Source organism: Amycolatopsis echigonensis, assembly GCF_014174495.1.
In the GTDB taxonomy this organism is placed as follows: Bacteria; Actinomycetota; Actinomycetes; order Mycobacteriales; family Pseudonocardiaceae; genus Amycolatopsis; species Amycolatopsis echigonensis.
Genome location: NZ_JACJHR010000030.1, coordinates 30,408 through 48,396, shown reverse-complemented (window position 1 = coordinate 48,396; position 17,989 = coordinate 30,408). Strand labels below are relative to the sequence as shown.

General features: G+C 68.5%; 11 protein-coding genes and 1 pseudogene. 7 read left to right on the top strand and 5 right to left on the bottom strand.

Going from position 1 to position 17,989, the window contains the following annotated elements:
• Window positions 1–187 precede the first annotated feature (187 nt).
• On the top strand, window positions 188–685 hold the full coding sequence (locus H5411_RS21540) for an Lrp/AsnC family transcriptional regulator (RefSeq protein WP_101437011.1): 498 nt from the start codon (window positions 188–190) through the stop codon (window positions 683–685).
• Window positions 686–2,035: 1,350 nt separating this feature from the next.
• On the opposite strand, the gene H5411_RS21535 is transcribed toward H5411_RS21540, so the two are convergent.
• Window positions 2,036–3,868: a laminin G domain-containing metallophosphoesterase family protein gene (locus tag H5411_RS21535; RefSeq protein WP_183124841.1), complete on the bottom strand. Its 1,833-nt coding sequence runs from the start codon at window positions 3,866–3,868 to the stop codon at window positions 2,036–2,038.
• A gap of 123 nt (window positions 3,869–3,991) precedes the next feature.
• A pseudogene (locus H5411_RS49805) lies at window positions 3,992–4,465 on the bottom strand (DUF6328 family protein); the annotation flags it as partial.
• Window positions 4,466–5,456: 991 nt separating this feature from the next.
• Here H5411_RS49805 and H5411_RS21525 point away from each other — a divergent pair.
• Window positions 5,457–6,044 carry a superoxide dismutase gene (locus H5411_RS21525; protein WP_183124839.1) on the top strand — a complete coding sequence of 196 codons (588 nt, stop codon included), beginning with the start codon at window positions 5,457–5,459 and terminating at the stop codon, window positions 6,042–6,044.
• A gap of 14 nt (window positions 6,045–6,058) precedes the next feature.
• Here the strand turns inward: H5411_RS21525 and H5411_RS21520 are convergent, their stop codons facing one another.
• On the bottom strand, window positions 6,059–6,460 hold the full coding sequence (locus H5411_RS21520) for a TIGR03667 family PPOX class F420-dependent oxidoreductase (protein WP_183124838.1): 402 nt from the start codon (window positions 6,458–6,460) through the stop codon (window positions 6,059–6,061).
• Between the two features lie 192 nt (window positions 6,461–6,652).
• A complete protein-coding gene (locus tag H5411_RS49800) occupies window positions 6,653–8,071 on the bottom strand; it encodes a DUF2339 domain-containing protein (RefSeq protein WP_463672089.1) in 1,419 nt (472 codons plus the stop codon).
• A gap of 1,166 nt (window positions 8,072–9,237) precedes the next feature.
• On the opposite strand from H5411_RS49800, the gene dusB reads away from it, so the two are divergent.
• Window positions 9,238–10,410 carry a tRNA dihydrouridine synthase DusB gene (dusB, locus tag H5411_RS21510; protein ID WP_183124837.1) on the top strand — a complete coding sequence of 391 codons (1,173 nt, stop codon included), beginning with the start codon at window positions 9,238–9,240 and terminating at the stop codon, window positions 10,408–10,410.
• 308 nt (window positions 10,411–10,718) lie between these two features.
• Here the strand turns inward: dusB and H5411_RS21505 are convergent, their stop codons facing one another.
• Window positions 10,719–11,138 (bottom strand): Hsp20/alpha crystallin family protein, encoded by a 420-nt coding sequence (locus tag H5411_RS21505; protein WP_101437006.1) that lies wholly within the window; start codon window positions 11,136–11,138, stop codon window positions 10,719–10,721.
• Between the two features lie 165 nt (window positions 11,139–11,303).
• On the opposite strand from H5411_RS21505, the gene H5411_RS21500 reads away from it, so the two are divergent.
• The 4 genes from H5411_RS21500 (at window position 11,304) to H5411_RS21485 (ending at window position 17,943) form a co-directional block, all read left to right on the top strand.
• The gene (locus H5411_RS21500) at window positions 11,304–12,137 is read left to right on the top strand and encodes an alpha/beta fold hydrolase (protein ID WP_183124836.1); all 834 of its coding nucleotides are present in this window, start codon (window positions 11,304–11,306) and stop codon (window positions 12,135–12,137) included.
• A 148-nt stretch (window positions 12,138–12,285) separates the two neighbouring features.
• Window positions 12,286–12,849, top strand: coding sequence for an isopentenyl-diphosphate Delta-isomerase (idi, locus tag H5411_RS21495; protein ID WP_183124835.1), 564 nt, complete (start codon window positions 12,286–12,288; stop codon window positions 12,847–12,849).
• Window positions 12,850–12,963: 114 nt separating this feature from the next.
• Complete coding sequence (locus H5411_RS21490; protein WP_183124834.1) at window positions 12,964–13,623, top strand: GGDEF domain-containing protein; 660 nt, start codon at window positions 12,964–12,966, stop codon at window positions 13,621–13,623.
• A gap of 2,238 nt (window positions 13,624–15,861) precedes the next feature.
• The gene (locus H5411_RS21485; RefSeq protein WP_312878510.1) at window positions 15,862–17,943 is read left to right on the top strand and encodes an LCP family protein; all 2,082 of its coding nucleotides are present in this window, start codon (window positions 15,862–15,864) and stop codon (window positions 17,941–17,943) included.
• Window positions 17,944–17,989 lie beyond the last annotated feature (46 nt).

The window sequence follows — 17,989 nt, the reverse complement described above, 5'->3', positions numbered from 1 at the left end:
ATATTCCTCCTCGGGATTGGCGGTCCGCGACCGTACCCGCTGTTCGCGCGCACCAGAACGGCGGCGTGCGGGAGCGCACATGTCCGCCATCTGGAGAAGAAAACGGGAAAGGGTCTCCTGCTCTCCGGCTCCTGCCGATACGCTGCGCGTCTGAAGAATCACATGCCGAAACACAGGGAGGGACGGCATGGGTGACGAAAACCGTACGAAAATCGAGGAACCGCGCGCCCCGAGAGCGCTGGACGGGACAGATCGGACGCTCATCACGCTGTTGCAGGAGGACGGCAGGGCGTCGTTCACCGCGCTGGCCAAAGCGGTAGGTCTTTCGGAGGGCGCGGTGCGGCAGCGAGTACAACGGCTGCTGCGAGAGGAAATGGTGCAGATAGTCGCCGTGACCTCGCCAGAACACGTCGACCTGACCCGAAGGGCGATGGTCGGCATCACGGTGGACGGAGACGCCCGCGAAGTGGCCCAGCAACTGGCCAAGGTCGCCGACGTCCACCAGATAGCACTCTGCTCAGGCCGCTTCGACCTGCTGGCAGAACTGCTCTGCCGCGACGACGACCACCTCCTGTCCGTACTCGGCGACGAAGTGCGGCCCATCGCGGGGGTCGTCTCGACGGAACTGTTCGTGTACCTGAAGCTCGCGAAACAGGACTATTCGTGGGGAAGGCTCACGGCCTGATCCACGGGTCTGGGTTTCCCGGCTGGGTTCGAGGCCGATTCGACGGCGGGGTCCGCGGCTGGTTCGCGGCTGGTTCCGGGTCGGTTCGGAGGTTGACTCCCGCGGTCGGTTCGGCCGTTGGGTCCGCGGTCGGTTTCATGGCTCGGCCTGCGGTTGGTTCGATGACGGGGTCCGCGCCTGAGTCATGGGCTTGGTTCGCGGGATGGCGTGCTCAGACTGGGTTCTCGGTGGGGTTCTCGGTCTGAGGCGCTGGCCGGGCTTCCGGCTCGGGCAGACGGCTGGTCGCTGGGCGGGTTCCCGAGATGGGCGGTTGGTCGCGGTAGCTGGGCTGGGCTGGGCTCCCGAGCCGGGCCGTCGGTCGCGGTAGCTGGGCTGGCGCGCCCGGACTGACCCCTCGGGCGATGCCCTTGGGCGCGATCCTCGGGCTAGCGCGGCGGGGTCCGGATCGGGCCGAACTCCGGCCGCGTCGGCCTGGCTCGCCGACCGGATCGGCCTCGCCGCGGAGCTGGATCAGCTGGTTCTCGGGCCGGACCATCGGGTTCCGCAGCCACAGTCCTCGGACTGCCGCTCCCGGCCGGTGCTCCCGTCCACGGATTGGCTGATCCTTTGGGCATCGCCTGGTCCCACGCCGCGGCCCTCGGGCTACCCGCTTTCAGCTGGCGTCCCGGACTTCGACAGGGCTATCTCGATGCGCAGCCAGGGATCGGTCTAGGCATCGAGCACCCTTTCGGTTCCCGCGCTGGTCCCGGTTACGGAAGTCCGGTCCGAACGCCGTCCCGGCACCAGAACTGTTTCCGGCAGCGAGGTTCCGCCCCAGCCATCCGTTCCGGCAACAGTCCCGACTGCCAGTTGCGCCCCCGCTGCTGGCCCAGCAACGACGCTGGCCAGCCTGGGATCCGCAACCCAACCGCTGGGTCCCAGCACCGACACGGGCCCGGCACCCGGCCTAGCTAGTACCCCCAGCAACGACGCTAGCGACCCCCTGCCTCGGCACGGGAACGCTCGCCGATTCCGGAGCGTCCCCAGCATGACAAGCATTGTCCCGCTCACCGGCACAGTGCTGGCCTCCGCGAAATGACCGGGCCAGCACTCACCTCCGAACGAATTCACGCCACGCCGACGCTACTTCAAGATGCCTATTACCTCCCTTCCCAACTAGACCGACTGGCCGGAGCCGCCAGCTTCGCAATACCCCGAACGGACGCACGTGCCGAAATTGCCCACCGCGCAATCGGAATAGCGCGCCCTGGATTCCGGCTTCCGCCACCAAGTCGGTTCCGGCTCCAATCCCAGCCCGCACACCCCGCCTTCCGCGGTCGCTAGGCGCAATTGCCGACCGATCGGTCCCGCTTACCCGCCCAGCAGAAATTCCCTCGGAGCCAGCGCCCGGTCGACCACGCGGACCTCGCCGATCTCGCCGTAGAAGCTGCGCTCCACCTTGCCCTGGTACGACGACGCGCCGACCAGCCAGCTGCCGCCCGGGTTGGCCAGGCCGATCGCCGGCGTCTTGGGGTTGCGCAGCAGCGGGCAGCCGTCGACGTACAGCGTGCTGCGCCGTCCGTCGTTGACGACCGCGACGTGCCACCACTTCGCCAGCGGCAGTTCGTGGCCCCAGTTGGTCGAGATCCCGTTCTGGTTCAACGGGAACACCGCCCACTGCAGCTCCGCGCCGTCCGAGAGGCTGAACGTCGCGGCCGATTCGTTCGGGTCGTCGCCGGACTTTCCGGCCGCGCCTCCGTTGCCGAGGCGCGCGAAGATGCCGCACCAGCCATGGGTGCCGTCGCGGAAGTCTTCGGGCAGGCGGATGAACGCTTCGACCGTGTAGCCGCGCTGGAACGTCAGGCTGTTCATCGGAGCGCTGTCGACGGTCTGGAGATACGCGCCGCGGCCAGGGTTGCGTGCGCCGTCGAACCGAAGACTCGCGCGTGACGGTTGGCGAGGCGAGAAATCCGCCGAGTAAGTCAACGCGTCGGGTCCGCTGCCCGGGACAGTCGCGCGGCGCAGGTCGTTGCCGCGTCCGGTGAGGTCCTTGATCAGCGTGTTGTCCGGGACCGGAGCACCCGCACGGCCGCCCTCGAACCGCCAGTACGCGACCGTGCCCGGCACGAGCTGCGGCTGCACCGGACGGGCCGGCGGCACCGGGATGGGCGCGAAACCAGCGAACCGCTTGTCAAAGTCGATGTCGATGCTGAAGTAGTCGACATCGGTGCTGCGCTCGGCCTCGATGCGCTCGAGTTCGCTGAGGTCGCGTCGGCCGTCGAGCCACGGCGAGAAGGTGCGGACATCGATCACACCGCGGGCGACGTCGAACTGGTACAGCCGGATCATGCCGCTGCCGCCGTAGTAGCGGTCCTGGTAGTTCGTGAGGTGCAAGTGCACGTCGTGGCCGGCGGCGTTGCGCTTCACCAGACGGCCCGGCGGCCAGTAGTGGCCGTTGAGGGTCAGGAAGATCTGGTCGCTTTGGTTGACGAACTCGTCCCAGACCTGGTTGCCGAAGTCCGACAGGAACGCCTTGCCCTGCTCGTCGGAGTTGACCAGCTCGTGGATCGTCAGGATGGCGGGCATCCGCGGATGCTGCGCGAGAACCTGCTTCGCCCACGCGAACCCGCCCGCCGACGGACGCCAATCCATCGCGAGCACCAGCCATTCCCGGCCGGCGGCCTGGAACACGTGGTAGGTGTTGTAGCCGTCCTTCGAGGAACCGCGGAACGTCGGCGAGTTCCGCTGCCGCTGCGGCCCGAACGCGTCGAGGTACGGCGTCCGCCCGCGCTGGTCGTCGGTGGAACCGTCGATGTCGTGGTTGCCCGCGAGCGTGCTGTATGGGAACCGGGCCCGGTCGAGCACCTGGAACGACCGGCTGATGCCAGCGAACTCCCGCGCCTGCCCGTTCTGCGTGAGGTCGCCGAGGTGGGCGAGGAAGACAACGTTGTCGTCGTGCGCGTGCCGCAGCACGTACGACAACGAGGCGTCCACCGGTGTCGAGTCGCCCCGGTCCTCGTCGAACAGGTACTGGGTGTCGGGCATGACGGCGATCGTGAACCGCGGGCTGTCACCGTCCGGCCGCCGAGCGGCATCGGAGTCCGCCGCGGCGATCCCGTTCAGACCAGGAAGCGCGGACACCGCCGCGCCGGCACCGAGGATTCCGGCACCACGCAGGAAGTTCCGCCGTGAAGAGTCAGTCACGAGCAGGAAGCTACGGGCGGGTCCCGACCGCTACGGCAACAATTGCCGACGGCTCGATGAACAGCTCCACGTCCCGGCGTTTCTGTCCTGAACAGGACAAACGGCAGTTCGCACCGACGCCGCTCAGTGACCGTTGCGTCGCCTTCGGTCGCCGATAAGCGTGCCCGGCACCGCGAACCACAGGAGGCCGAACAGCAACACCGCCATCCCACCGACGAGCCCCATCGCGACCGGTCCGAAAGAGACCTTCGCGATCAGCGCGACAGTGACGGTGATCGCCGCGGCAAGGCACCCGAACCCAACGAGCACGACCCGGTTGCCGACCTGCAGGATCTGCTCCCGCCGCCCAGTCCGGAACAGAATCCGGTGCCACGCCGCGGGCGCGATCAGCAACGCGGTCGCCGCGACGGTGAGCAGGACCGCGAGCAGATGCAGCGTCTTCTCGAACCCGCTGGCGTCATGGAACCGGCCCGTGAAGACCACCGACAGCAGGAACCCGAACAGGATCTGCACGCCCGCCTGCGCGACCCGCAACTCCTGCAACAGCTCGCCGACGTTCCGTTGCAGCATCTGGTTCCGCGTCTCGCCGGTGTGCTCGACGTCGTCGCCTACTTCCGCCGCCGACCCGGTGACCTGCGCCGAGCCACCGCCGCGCGCCGATTCGCCGACCTCAGCCGACCCGCTGGCTTGCGGCGGACCTCCGGCGCGCGCCGACCCGCTGGATGTTGGCGGTCCGGGGGCGTACGCCGACCCGCTTGCCTGCGTTGGTCCCGCAGCCTGCGCCGACCCACTGCCCTGCACGGGCCCGCTGGCCTGAGTCGGCCCAGTGTCCTGCGCCCACCCGCTGGATCGCACCGGTCCGCCGCTCGCCAGTCCGCCGGCGGCAGACCCACCGTCGGGCGATCCGCCACCGCTGGCCTGCCCGCTGGCGTCAGCCGGTCCATCGCCCTCCGACAACCCACCGGCCTCGACCGGTCCGCCGGCACCTGCCGATTCGTGGTCATCCGCACGACGACCGTCAAACCCCATGGCACTGTTCGGGTCGTGAGGCATGTCAGGCTCCACCGGTGCTCGCCGAAGCATCGCCGGGCAAGTCCGACGCTGCCACGCTGCCAAGTACCCAGCGCGCCAACGCCCGAAAACTCACCCGGCCAGTGGTACGGCCTTCCCGTCCGCCGCAACCGCTGTCCGAAGCCGCTCGGCCCGCCAGCCGCCCTTGTCCGCGACGTGGATCCAGGACGCACCAGAGCACCTCGGAACCACCCCACGACAAGGACAGGCTCGCCCCTCACGCCTTGCATCCAGACAGCGCCCGCACTCGAACCCCGCCCGACCCGGCCCATGTCTGACCCGGCCGACACCCGACCCGGCCGACGTCTGATCCGGCCGACGTTCGGACCCACGCCTGGCCCGGCCGATGCTTGAACGCCGCCCACGCCTGGATCGGGCTGATCCCGGTGCCGTCACCGCCCAGCGACCCCACGCACGCACATCCCCCCGCGAAAAGCCCTCCCGCGATCCGAGCGACCTCCCACACGTTCGAGTGGAGAACATGGCACGCCACGCGCCGACTGGTTAGAGAAGTTTCATGCGTTTCCTCCCTAAGTTCCTTTCCGCGGCCCTCACCGCCGGTCTCTCCGTCACGAGCCTCTCGGCCACCTCCGCCGCAGCCGCCCCGACTACGGTCTCGCCGCTGCACTTCACCGCCGCCCACGGCACATTCGCCGCATACGCACCCGGCACCCAAGCCGTCACCTACCGTCCGGACCTTGTGCCCGTCGGAGCCAAGGCGCACGTCTCCGTCCTGTCTGGCAGTCGCGTCGGCACCACCACCGTGCTGGTGATCAGCGGCCTCTCGCCGCACCACGAATACGGTGCCCACGCGCATGTGAACTCCTGCGGCGCCACCGGTGACGCCGCGGGCGGACACTTCCAACACGTGCCGGACCCGGTGAAGCCCTCGGTGGATCCGGCCTACGCCAACCCGCACAACGAGATCTGGCTCGACTTCACCACCGACCGCTCAGGAATCGGTCATGCAACCTCCACTGTGGACTGGACCTTCGACGGGCGGCGGGCGAAGTCCGTGGTGATCCACGAAACCCACACCCACACCAACCCCGGGCACGCCGGCACCGCGGGCGGACGGCTGGCTTGCCTGGATGTCGGCTTCTGAATCCGGAGCTGCTCTCAGAATCCCCAGGACTTCTCCGGCACGATCCGGATCCGAACGGAGTAATCGGCGTCGAAAGCAGCCGGATCGGCGAACCCGATACTGGCGTAGTGCCTCTGGTACTTCGCCAGGTAACCGGGCGCTTCGGAGGCTTTGGCCTCGTCGATATGCGCGCGTCCGTTGACGACGATGATGCTCCCGCCGTGTTCGTCGCTGTTCAGGTGGAAGCTCACCTCCGGGTTAGCGGCGAGGTGCCGGAGTTTGGCCGTGCCCGGCCGACTGAAGACCACGATGTCCTCGCCGTCGAGCACGAACCAGACCGGCCGCGGCGCGGGGCGTCCGCTCGGAGTCACGGTGGTGAGCCAGGCGATGGATTCGCCCGCGCGTTCAATGAGTTTCGGGTCGTGGGTGTAGGTCATGATCGGATACCTCCTCGGTAGGTGTCCCAGGTAACCACGAGCCACCGACATTTCCGTCCCGGACGCCCGCACCGCGGCCTTCGCGCGCCGTACCCGGCCACCGCGCCGGGATGCTCATTTCTGTTGTCACACAAGAAAAACCCCGATCCAAGGACGATCTCGATTCCCCGGATCGGGGGACTTCTGGCAAGTTCAGCGCGACGCGACAACCCGCGCGTACCGGGCGCCCGCCACCAGCAGGATCACCCCAGCGCCGAGGAACGCGCCCACGCGCGCCAACCCATCCAGCGCGGCGAGATCGAACAATACGAGCTTCGCGACCGCAGCAGCCACCAGAACCAACCCGGTGATCCGCAAGGCGACTACCTCGATTCCCCGCAGGAGAAGGACGAACGCCACCACCGTCCAGGAAACCGTGACAAGTGTGTGGCCAACCAGGAATCCGGCGCGACCAGGGGCTACGAGCATGGACGCGGCGAGGACTAGCCCTGCGGCACCGTAGAGCGCACACAATCCCGCAGGCAGCCAAGGCGCAAGGCTGTCCGATTTCACCACGTTGAGCCGCGTTGCCGCCCACGGCAACGCGATAGCCGTCGCGAGGAGAAGTGCGGCCGAGCACAGCGCGGTAAAGAGAAGATCGCGCGGATGCCAATGCGGGAGCACCAGCAACGCCGGGGTCACGTCAGAACCGAGCGCGAACAGCCCGCCGATCACCCCGAAGGCGAGAGAACCGCCTAGCGCGAATCGGTTTCGAGCAAACTTCGCCGCGAACGCGAGCGCTACCGCTTCGCCAAGCAGGACAGCTCCGCCATCGAACTGCGTGACGGTCGCCTGCATCGCGGCTACCAGACCACCGATTCCCGCGACAGTACCGGAATTCCCACGCACGATGGTCCAGGTCGCGATGAGAACAACTGCCGCTCCGCCCGCAAGAAGCACGGATTCCGGCTTGTCCCGCACCAGCGCGGCAACCAGAACCGGCAATGGGGAAACAGCGAGAACAGACAGCGAGTAAGGCTCATTGTCGTTGCGCCGCAACGCGACCAGCGCTGCCGCCGCACTGACCGCACCGGCGGCAATCACTGCCCACAACGGCAAGGTGCGCAGACCGACGCCGATCAGCGCCGTTGTCAAGGGCGGAATGGCCGCAGTAAACGAAAGTGGCCACCATGACCGTCGAAGCTGGACAGGGACGGTCGCGATCTGGATCATGAGAAGGAACGTCACGAGTTCACCGGTGAAGCCCCAAGTGATCAGGGGCGCACACACTCCGCATCCTCCCACCACGGCAATCGCCAGGAGAGAGGAATCCCATTTGACCGCAAGCAAAAGGCCGCCCACCGCGATCGCCAAGCCGACCGCGAGCCCGGCGGGAACCGGCAGGAAATCGTACAAGGAGGTGGCAGCGACAGTGTCGAGATAGAGCGTCGCGACCCCCGTCGCGACAAGGGCGAACGCTCCGGTGCGCGCAACAGGTTTGCGGTGCAGCCAAGCACCCGCGCCGACAAGGATCCCGCCGAACGCAGCGCCGACCGCGACCCGCGGCAACGGGCCGAGCCAGCCGCGCTGGATGGCCAGAATCAGCAGCAGGACGACCCCGAGCAACGTCACCGCACCGCCGATCCATGCCAGCAGCCGCGAACCGGCGCCTTCTCGGCTGAGTCGCTCACGGAGCGTCGGAGAAGGGGTGTAGGGCGGCTGAGCATAGGGCCGCTGGCCGTAAGGAGGCTGAGCGAAGGGCGACTGGCCGTAGGGCGGCTGTTGGGCAGCCGACTGTGGGTGTCCTTGCCCGGGCTGTCCGGCGGTGAACTGGTCGGCAGTGGACTGTCCGTGGCCCGGCTGGGCGGCGGACTGTCCGGCTGGGACGTCGTCGGCAGCGGGTTGCTGAGCCCCGGGTTGTGGCGTCGACGGGTGGGTCGCGCCAGGCGTGGCTTGGGCGGAATACGGAGCTGCGTAAGGGTGGTAGCCCGGGTGGGGGTGGAACGCTGTCCCGTGCGCAGCCCCGTAGGCCGGGTACAAGTACGGGCCTTGGGCAGCTGGGTAGCCCGGGGCGGGCGAGTGGCCCGGAGCAGTCGGGGCGTTGTGCGCGGCAGGGTGACCAGGCGCGGCAGGGTGACCAGGCGCGGCAGGGTGACCAGGCGCGGCAGGACCAGGCGCGGGAGGTTGGCCGGGGCCGCCGGGTTCGGTGGTGGCGGCGGCTGCGGCGACTCGGCCCTGTCCGGCCGAACTGGCTGACGCGGACGGCTCGCCCGGCGCATCGGCGTGACCCCGTTCGACCGGGTGACCGGGTTCAGCAGCTGTGCCCGGCTCGACAGGGTGGCCTGACTCGCCGAGGCGAGCGGGCTCGGCTGCCTGGTCCGGCGCGGCGGAAGAGCCTGTCTCGTCGGCAATACCTTCCGCAGCCGTGTGGCCGGAGCGGAAGGGCTCAGCGACGCCAGGAGGGTAAGCCTCCCGCGGCACCTCTCCGGTCAACGCTGCCGGCTCGACGTGGCTGTCCGGATCGCCCGGCGTCGGCCGGGGGTCTGCCGCCGCGTCCGCGACGGGCGTCCCGTTGCGCTGGTCGGCGGCCGACTCGGGCTGGGGACGCACCGCGCGGAGTTCGGTGCCTACGTGTGTCAGGCGGCGGCCGAGGTCGTCCAGTTCGCCGGCCAGGCGGTGGAGCGTTGCAGCTTCGGTGGTCATACCGGACAGCGTCGGCGAAACGGCACGATGATCGGATCCGTAGCACTACTCAAAGGCTGGACACGAGATGGTCTCGCGGCCGCCGACGTGCCCGGATGCATGTGCCGTACGTCACGGGCGACAATGGAAGTGTGACTGCCACGTTGAGCGCGCCCACGTTGAAGATCGGCCCCTACCAGGTCGATCCTCCCGTCGTGCTCGCTCCGATGGCGGGCATCACTAACGTGGCGTTCCGGCAGCTCTGCCAGGAGTACGGCGCGGGCATCTACGTGTGCGAGATGATCACCGCGCGCGCGGTCGTCGAGCGGCACCCCGGCACGATGCACATGATGACCTTCGGCGAGCACGAAAAGCCGAGGTCCATGCAGCTGTACGGGGTCGACCCGAAGACCATGGCCGAAGCGGTGCGGATCATCGTCGGCGAGGGGCTCGCGGACCACGTGGACAGCAACTTCGGTTGCCCTGTCGCGAAAGTAACGCGGAAGGGCGGCGGTGCGGCACTGCCGTTCAAGCGGCGGCTGTTCGCGGACATCGTGCGCGAGTCGGCGAAGGCGGCGGCTGAGGGCGGCGTTCCGTTCACCGTGAAATTCCGTGTCGGCATCGACGACGATCACCACACGTTCCTCGATGCAGGGCGCATCGCCGAGGCCGAGGGCGCGGCTGCCGTCAGCTTGCACGCGCGCACGGCCGCGCAGCGCTACTCGGGTCAGGCTGACTGGTCGAAGATCGCGGCGCTGAAAGAAGCGGTCACCAGCATCCCGGTGCTCGGCAATGGCGACATCTTCAGCGCGGACGACGCGCTCCGCATGGTCGCCGAAACCGGCTGCGACGGCGTGGTCGTCGGGCGCGGCTGCCTCGGTCGGCCGTGGCTGTTCGGTGAGCTGGAAGCCGCCTTCCAAGGTCGCGAGATCCCGGCGGGGCCGAACCTCGGCGAGGTCGCGCGCGTCCTGCGGCGGCACACGGAACTGCTGATCGAGCACGACGGCCCGGACAAGGCCATGCGCGACATCCGCAAGCACATGGCCTGGTACCTGATGGGCTTCCCGGTCGGCTCCGAGCTGCGGCGCGGCTTCGCGATGGTGACGAGCATGAACCAGCTGGACGACCTGATCGCGCAGCTCGACCACGACGCCCCGTTCCCGGACGCCGCGACGGGTCCGCGCGGGCGGCAGGGCTCGCCGGGCAAGGTGACGCTCCCGCACGGTTGGCTCGACGACCCGGACGACGACTGCGTCCCCGAGGCCGAGGACATGCATTCCGGCGGCTGACCTGGCTACGCGACCAGCGCGACGAGCGCGACCCAATTCAGGCTGGACCAGCGCAAACTGGTCGCTCATCGCCGAGGCGCACGGTCCGCGGCAACAGCCAGGAACGCAGACGCTGCGAAGTAACCTCCGTTGCGCGACAAAGAGACCGCAGTACGAGAGCGACTGTGCTGTCCCTCCTCAACCGCACGATCGCGCGAGCGACAGCTTGCCAAGCGGGCGAACCCCCAGCTGACCTGCGCAGATAGCAACTGTCCCCAGGTTATCCACAACCCACTGTGGACAACCTGGGGACAACTTGAGTCACGGCCTCAGGCGTCGATCTCCTGCGGCGCTCCGCCGACGGTGATCTTGCGCGGCTGGGCCTTCTCGGCGACCGGAATGCGCAGCGTCAGCACGCCGTCGACGTAGTCCGCGGCGATGCGCGCGGTGTCGAGCGTGTCGCCGAGGAACAACTGGCGCGAGAACTTGCCGCGCGGCCGCTCGGACACCTGGACCTGTGCGTCGTCGGCCGCGACCGGCGTGCGCTCGGCGCGGACGGTGAGCACGTTGCGCTCGACGCTCACGTCGATCGAGTCGCGGGCGATCCCCGGGAGGTCGAACTGGATGACGTACTCGTCGCCGGCGCGGTAGGCGTCCATCGGGACAGCGCGCGGCGCGGTGCTCTGGCCGCCGAAGAACTGCTGGGTGAGGCGGTCGAACTGGGCGAACGGGTCGGTGCGGATCAGCATTGTCGAATCCCCTTTCGGACAACTGAGGCCAGCTGCTGGGGCGCTGACCAAGCCTTGCAAAGTTGCTAACGTGCGACTCAACTTAGTTGTTCCCGTGTAGCTCAGATCACCGGCTAGGCGCGAGACCGGCCAAAACTGTCGGTGCCGGTCCGTAGAGTGCGTCTCGTGATCGACCAGCTGACCATCCCGACCGACGCGGGATCCTTCGATGCCATCGCCGCCGGCCCCGAAGACGGCCGTCCGGTACTGCTGCTGCACGGCTTTCCCCAGGCCGCCGTGGAGTGGGAGCACCAGGTGGCGACGCTCGGCGTGCTCGGTTACCGCGCGGTCGCGCCGGACCAGCGCGGTTATTCGCCGGACGTGCGACCCGAGCGCCCGGCCGAATACGGCATCACGACGCTGGTGTCCGACGTCATCGCGATGGCCGACACGCTCGGCTGGAGCAAGTTCGACCTGGTCGGCCACGACTGGGGCGGCGCGGTCGCGTGGTGGACGGCCGACGAGCACCCGGAGCGCCTGCGCAGTCTCACCGTGGTGTCCACACCGCACCCGGGCGCACTCGCCGAGGCGATGCGGACGGACGAGGACCAGCACCTGCGGTCGGCCTATATGACGGAATGGCGGCAGACGCCCGCGACCGAGCGCCGCATGCTGGCCGACAACGCCAAGGCGCTGCGCGACATCTTCGATCGCCGCGTCCCGCCGAGCAAGATCGACGAGTACGTGCAGCGGCTGTCCGAACCAGGTGCGCTCACCGCCGCCCTGAACTGGTATCGAGCGGGCCGTCCAGGCGGGAAGATCGGCAAGGTTTCGGTGCCGGCGATGTACGTGTGGTCCACGGAGGACGTCGCCTTCGGTTCCACCGCCGCGCTCGACACCGCGAATTGGTGCACCGGGCCCTACCGGTTCGAGATGCTGGAGGAGGTGTCGCACTGGGTAGCGGAGGAAGCGCCGGAGGCCTTGACCTCGCTGATTGTCGAGCATCTCGGGAGCCGGTGACGCCGAGGCTTGGCTGCGCTGTCGTTCGGTCGGGCAGCCGACGAGCTGGGGATTTGAGCGGTCCGTGAAGGCTCGGCACTCGAATCGGGCGAAACGGCCACCCGGCTCGCGGTATCGGCCGGGTGGTGCGTGGTGTTCAGTATCCGGAGTGGACACCAGCACTGAAGCCGAAACCGAACGCGTCGTCTTCGTGACCGAGGACGGCGTGCCGACCGGGGAGACCGGCCCGAAGCTCGCCAGCCATCACGCAGACACGCGGCTGCACCTCGCGTTCTCCTGCTACGTCCTGCGCCGTTCGGACAACGCCCTGCTGATCACCCAGCGCGCACTGCACAAGAAGGTGTGGCCGGGGGTGTGGACCAACAGCGTGTGCGGTCACCCGGCACCCGCCGAGGCGTTGGAGACCGCCGTGCGGCGGCGGGCTTCGTACGAACTCGGCCTGCAGACGCTGGAGGACCTCGAGTGCGTGCTGCCCACGTACCGCTACCGCACGCCGCCCTTCCAGGGGATCGTGGAGAACGAGTTCTGTCCGGTGTTCGCCGCCTGGACAGACGTCGATCCGCAGCCGAATCCCGAGGAAGTGGGCGGCTGGCGATGGATTTCCTGGGCTGATTACACACAGTGGATCACTGATCCGGACACTGACGCGAGTTACTGGGCACGCGATCAATTCGCGCAGCTCAAGGACAAAAAGCCCTTCTCCGCGCTCTGAGCGAAGAACTGCGCTGCGTGACATCAGCGGAAGTCCGTCGTCCACTTGAGCGAAATTCACTTTCGTACGTACCGATGACTCAAGCCGCCGCTCCTTTACGACGAAGACGATGGAGTGGCGGAGGTCAGAGTGTCGGCGGACGACGAGCTCGGAACGGGGGAGGCCGCGCCAGACTTGCTCACGTTGCACGAGTCCATCGCGGACCTGTTCGCGACGCGCGGCGATTGGCGGCGGGCCTACCGGCACCTGCGCTCCGCGCTTGACATCGCGCGAGCGGGCAGCCTGCGCGATCCGCTCACCTCGAGCTACAACCGTCGTTACCTCGACCAGCGGCTGCCTGAGCTGCCGGCCGCGGTGGCCGTCGCCTTGGTCGACCTCGACCGGTTCAAGTCCGTGAACGATACGTACGGTCACCTTCTCGGCGACCGTGTCCTCTGCCGGGTCGCCGATCTCCTCCAAGAGGGGCTGCCGGCCGATGCGTTCTGCGCACGGTACGGCGGCGAGGAATTCGCTCTCGTCCTGCCAGGAATCGATCACCGGGGCGCCGTCCGGGTCGCTGATGCCGCACGCCGTCGGGTCGCCCGTCATCCCTGGTCAGAACTCCGTCCGGGCCTGCGAGTCACGATCAGCGTCGGCCTCGCGCATGGCGTTGGATCGGGGCCCCGCCAACTCCACCGAGCGGACAATCTCCTTTACGCCGCGAAGCGGGCAGGACGCAACAAGGTCGCTTTTCACGACCGCGAGACCGCACAGGTAATTACGCACTCTGAGTAACACGCGTCTGCGATTACTCCATTCGCTGAACCCGATCTTCACCTGTTCGTCCGCTTCCGTGTGCCTTAGGGCGACGCATGGTGAAGAAATTCGCGGGAGGGTGTCGTCACGAACGGCGGGTATCCGTACGATAACGAAAAGCTCCCCCGGTACGACGAGTCCTGGGAGACCCGGCGAAGCGGCCGGGTGTTCAAAGGTGAGCCGCCCCAGCCTGGCGCCTGACGTGCGAGAGGAGACCGAGTGCCCGACGAGCGCAACACCCCCGGCACCGGTCGCCATTCCGACACCACGGCTCGCCCTCGCGGAGGACGCCGCCGTTCGATGGACACTCACGGCGGCATCAGCGTGTCCGATGTGCTCGCGCGGACCACCGGCGAACGACCTGCTTTCTCCGACGATCCCGGGACACAACATTCGGAACCGGCAAGTCGACTCGCGGAACCGGGCACTCGCCGGGCTGAGCCGGGCCGACGCCGCGCGGACGCCGAGCGGCCCGAGCCGGGCCGACGGCGGGCGGAGCCGGACGCGGGGTTCTCGGGCAGGAACGGGCGCGCCGAGCCGGGCCGACGGCGGGCGAACGGGCACGCCAACGGAGTCGGCAGTCGACACGCCGAACCGGGAAACGGCTCGGATCTGGACGGCGGCCTGGCGACCGGACAGGTCAACGGGATCGGCGGGCGGCACGGCGACACCGCGGAAGACGACGCTGCGGCAGCCGGTAGACGCGCAAACGGGCACGCCAACGAGGTCGGCAGCCGGCACGCCGAACCGGGAGACGGCTCGGATCTGGGCGGTGGCCTGGCGAACGGGCAGGTCAACGAGGCCGGCGCGCGGCACGGCGAGGCGGCCGCAGGAGACACCGGCTCGACTGGCAGACGGGCTAAGCGCTACCGCGAACCTGCGGTAGATGACGCGGTATCGGCGGGTGGATGGGCAAACGGGCGAACCAGCGGAGTTGGCAATCGCCACAGCGAGCCAGCCGGGGATGACGACGACTCTGTCGGCCGACGAGCGAGCGGGCGACGCAACCGGCGCGGCGGGACGGCTGACGACGGCGGTTCGGTCGGCGGTTTGGGGGATGGCCGGGTCAACGGCTTCGGCAATCGGCACAGCCGCGAGGTAGCCGATGGTCCCGGACTTGAGAACGGACCGGCAGACAGTGCCCGGCGCGGCAGTTCTTCAGACGACGCTGGACTTCCCGGCGGGCGTCCGACGGGCGTTTCGGACGTCAATGGTGCTGGGCCTGCGCGAGTGGGTGGGCGTGCGCTTCTTGGCGGCGCGGTATCGAACAGCACAGGCGAGCCGGATGGTGGCACCGAGTCCGGTGGGGGCGCTCGACGTCGGGAGACCGGGACTTATCGGGCTGCGCCTGGTGGAGGAAGCGGCGAGACCGGTGGCTACGGGGCGCCGTCGAACGGTCGGCGGGCGCGTCCGGCCGAGGTTCGTGGGCTGACTCAGCCTTCCGGACCGGATGCCGAGTACCGAGTTGCGCCTGGGGACGCAGGACCTGGTGGTCGGCGCGAGAGCTTGAGCGGGCCTGGCGAGACTGGTCTTTCCGAGGGGTCTGGGCCGGAAGAACCTCGGGGGCGTCGCGCAGCCGGTGGCCGAGGGATCGCTGAGGGCGAGTCCGGGCCCAGTCGGGGAGCAGTCGACGACGGGGGGTCGGAGAGCGCCGAGCAAGGTGTGCCGGAGCCGGGGATGCGACCGCGGCGTCGGCGGGCGGATGGGCTTCCGCCCCGGCCTCGGCAGGGGGGCGGGGTTCCGGTTTCGCCGGAGCCGCCTGGGCCTCGGCGACCGCACGGCGCAGAGAACGCTCCTGGGCGGCCCGGTCCGGACTCCGGCGGATTGCCTGGCCCGGAATTGGACGGTCCGCGAATGGCCGGACCACGGGCGGCAGGGCTGCATTCTTCGGCTGCACAACCGATGTCCGGGCCAGCCGAGCCTCGGATCGCTGGTCCAGAGTTACCGATGCCGGGCGGGCTCGATCCTGCCGAGCGCCGGACGGCTGGTCCCGACTCCGCTGGCCAGCGGACGCCTGGTCAAGACTCTGGCGGACACCGGGTGCCCAGCCCGGAGTCTGGTGGGCAGCGAATGCCCAGTCCAGCGAGGCGACGAACGGCCGGACCCGAAGCCGCAGGGCCGACGCCCGGACCCGAAGCGCCAGCGCTGCCCCTTGACCCGGACGGACCGCGAACGCCCGGACAGAATTCCAGCGGGCAACAGGTGCCTGGCCCGAACGTGCCCGGTCGACGGGTCGCTGGACCGGCTGGGCGGCGCCGCGACGGCATCGACGAAGTTCCCGGCGGGACAGAACCCGAGGACGAGCTTGAGCGGACCCAGCTGAGTCCGGCGCTCGAGCCGGACCGGTTGCGGGGCAAGCAGGCTGACCAAGGACGCAACGGGCAGGCTCCGCGGAGGCGAGCGGGCTCGGCGGGGCGTGGCGGGCCGGGTATGGTGCGCGGGCTGGCTGCGGCTCAAGGCCTCGAGCAGACTCAGCTCAGCCCGGCGCTGGACGGCGAAAGTCCCGCGCCGGACGAGCCCGGACGTCCACGCCGTCGCGAGGGCAAACCGGATCCGAACGCGGCTCAGGACCCCGAACGGACTCAACTCAACGGCGAACGTCCGCAGCGCAACTCCGCGTCCGACAACGGGCGTCTCCGGCGCAGGCCCGTGCCGAACGGCCGACCGCACGGCAATCCGGAGGTCGAAGGCGAGCGTACCCAGCTCAGCCCGGTGCTGGACGGAAAACAGCAGACCGCAGCGGATCGGACGCAGTTCACGCCGGTTAAGGGGGTCGGGCTCGGCCCGAAGGCCCCGGCCGCCAAACCCGCCGCTGATCCGGAGCGCACTCAGCTGAGCCCGGCCGTCGAGGGGCCGATTGGCAAACGGCCCCGGCGCGCTCCGGCCAGGCCCGCCGCGGCGGTTCGGGCGGAGATGGATCCGCTCACGATGACCGACGAGATGGAGGCGATCGACGAGGCGACTCAATACCGTCGCAAAATCGATCACAGTCTCGCTCGGTTCTCGGCCGCACATGACGACGCGGCGGCGGAAGAAGCGAAACGCCGGGAACGTCGCGAGCGGCTGACTACCCGGTCGATGGCTTTGTTCGAGCAGACCCGGACCGCGTTGCAGCGGGTCGTTTTGCTGGACAAGGAAGAGGACGAAGAGCAACCCGCCGAAAAACCGGAGCAAACCCGGCTGCAGGAAAAGAAGCAGCGGCATACCGCGCGCAACGTCCGGATCGGCCGGATCGCGTTGATCGTGGTGGTGGCGCTCATTTTCATCGGCACGGGCGTCGCCTGGGGTGCGGTTACGTGGTTTGACGCCAAGTTCGCTCAAGTATCCGCCCTGGACGAAAACTCTTCGGACATTCAGAACGCCGATGCACAGGCCAATGACGAGAACTTCCTCATGGTCGGCTCCGATTCCCGCGATGGCGCCTCGTCCGAGGAGAACGTCGGGGACGCGGCCAATATCCCCGGCGCGCGGTCGGACACGGTGATGGTGGCGCACGTTCCCGCCGATCGTAAGCGGGTCGTGGTCGTTTCGTTCCCGCGAGACCTGGAAGTCGACCGGCCGGACTGCAATCGCTGGGATCCGGCCAAATCCCAGACTACCGACGAGGTCGTGCCCGAGCAGAAAACCGCGAAGCTCAACACCGCCTACGCGGTCGGCGGGCCGCAATGCATGACGAAGGTGATCCAAAAGGTCACCGGCCTGCGGATCAACCATTTCGTCGGCATCGATTTCAACGGGTTCAAGGAAATGGTCGACGCGGTGCACGGGGTGACTGTGCACAACGAGAAACCGATCGACGACACCGTGCTCGGCAAAGTGCTGGCCGAAACCGGCGACGTGACGATTTCCGGCGACCAGGCGCTGAGTTACGTGCGCGCTCGGCACGTCAAGGGCGACCCGACCTCTGACTACGGACGGATCAAGCGGCAGCAGGCGTTCATCGGGGCGCTGCTCAAGAAGGTCATGTCTTCGGATGTCGTGCTGGATCCGGGGAAACTGTCCGGCTTCATCACCGCTTTCGCGCACGCTACGTTCGGCGACAACCTCGGCGTCCAGCAGATGATGACGCTCGCGCAGTCGATGCGCGGACTCAACCCGGCCAACATCAACTTCCTGACCGTGCCGACGGTCGGCCTGCCGAACAAGCGCGGCAACGAAGTCCTGGTACAGGAACGGACCAAGAGCCTCTTCGACGCGTTGCGCGACAACACTCCTCTCCCGGGCAACCAGCAGGCCGGAACCGCGGCCAGCGCGCCGCCGCCCAACCCCGATTCCCGCAAGGTCGTCAACACCGGCTGAGCGCTCGGATTCGTTAGGCGGGGTTCATACGCGGTTCACCCAGCGA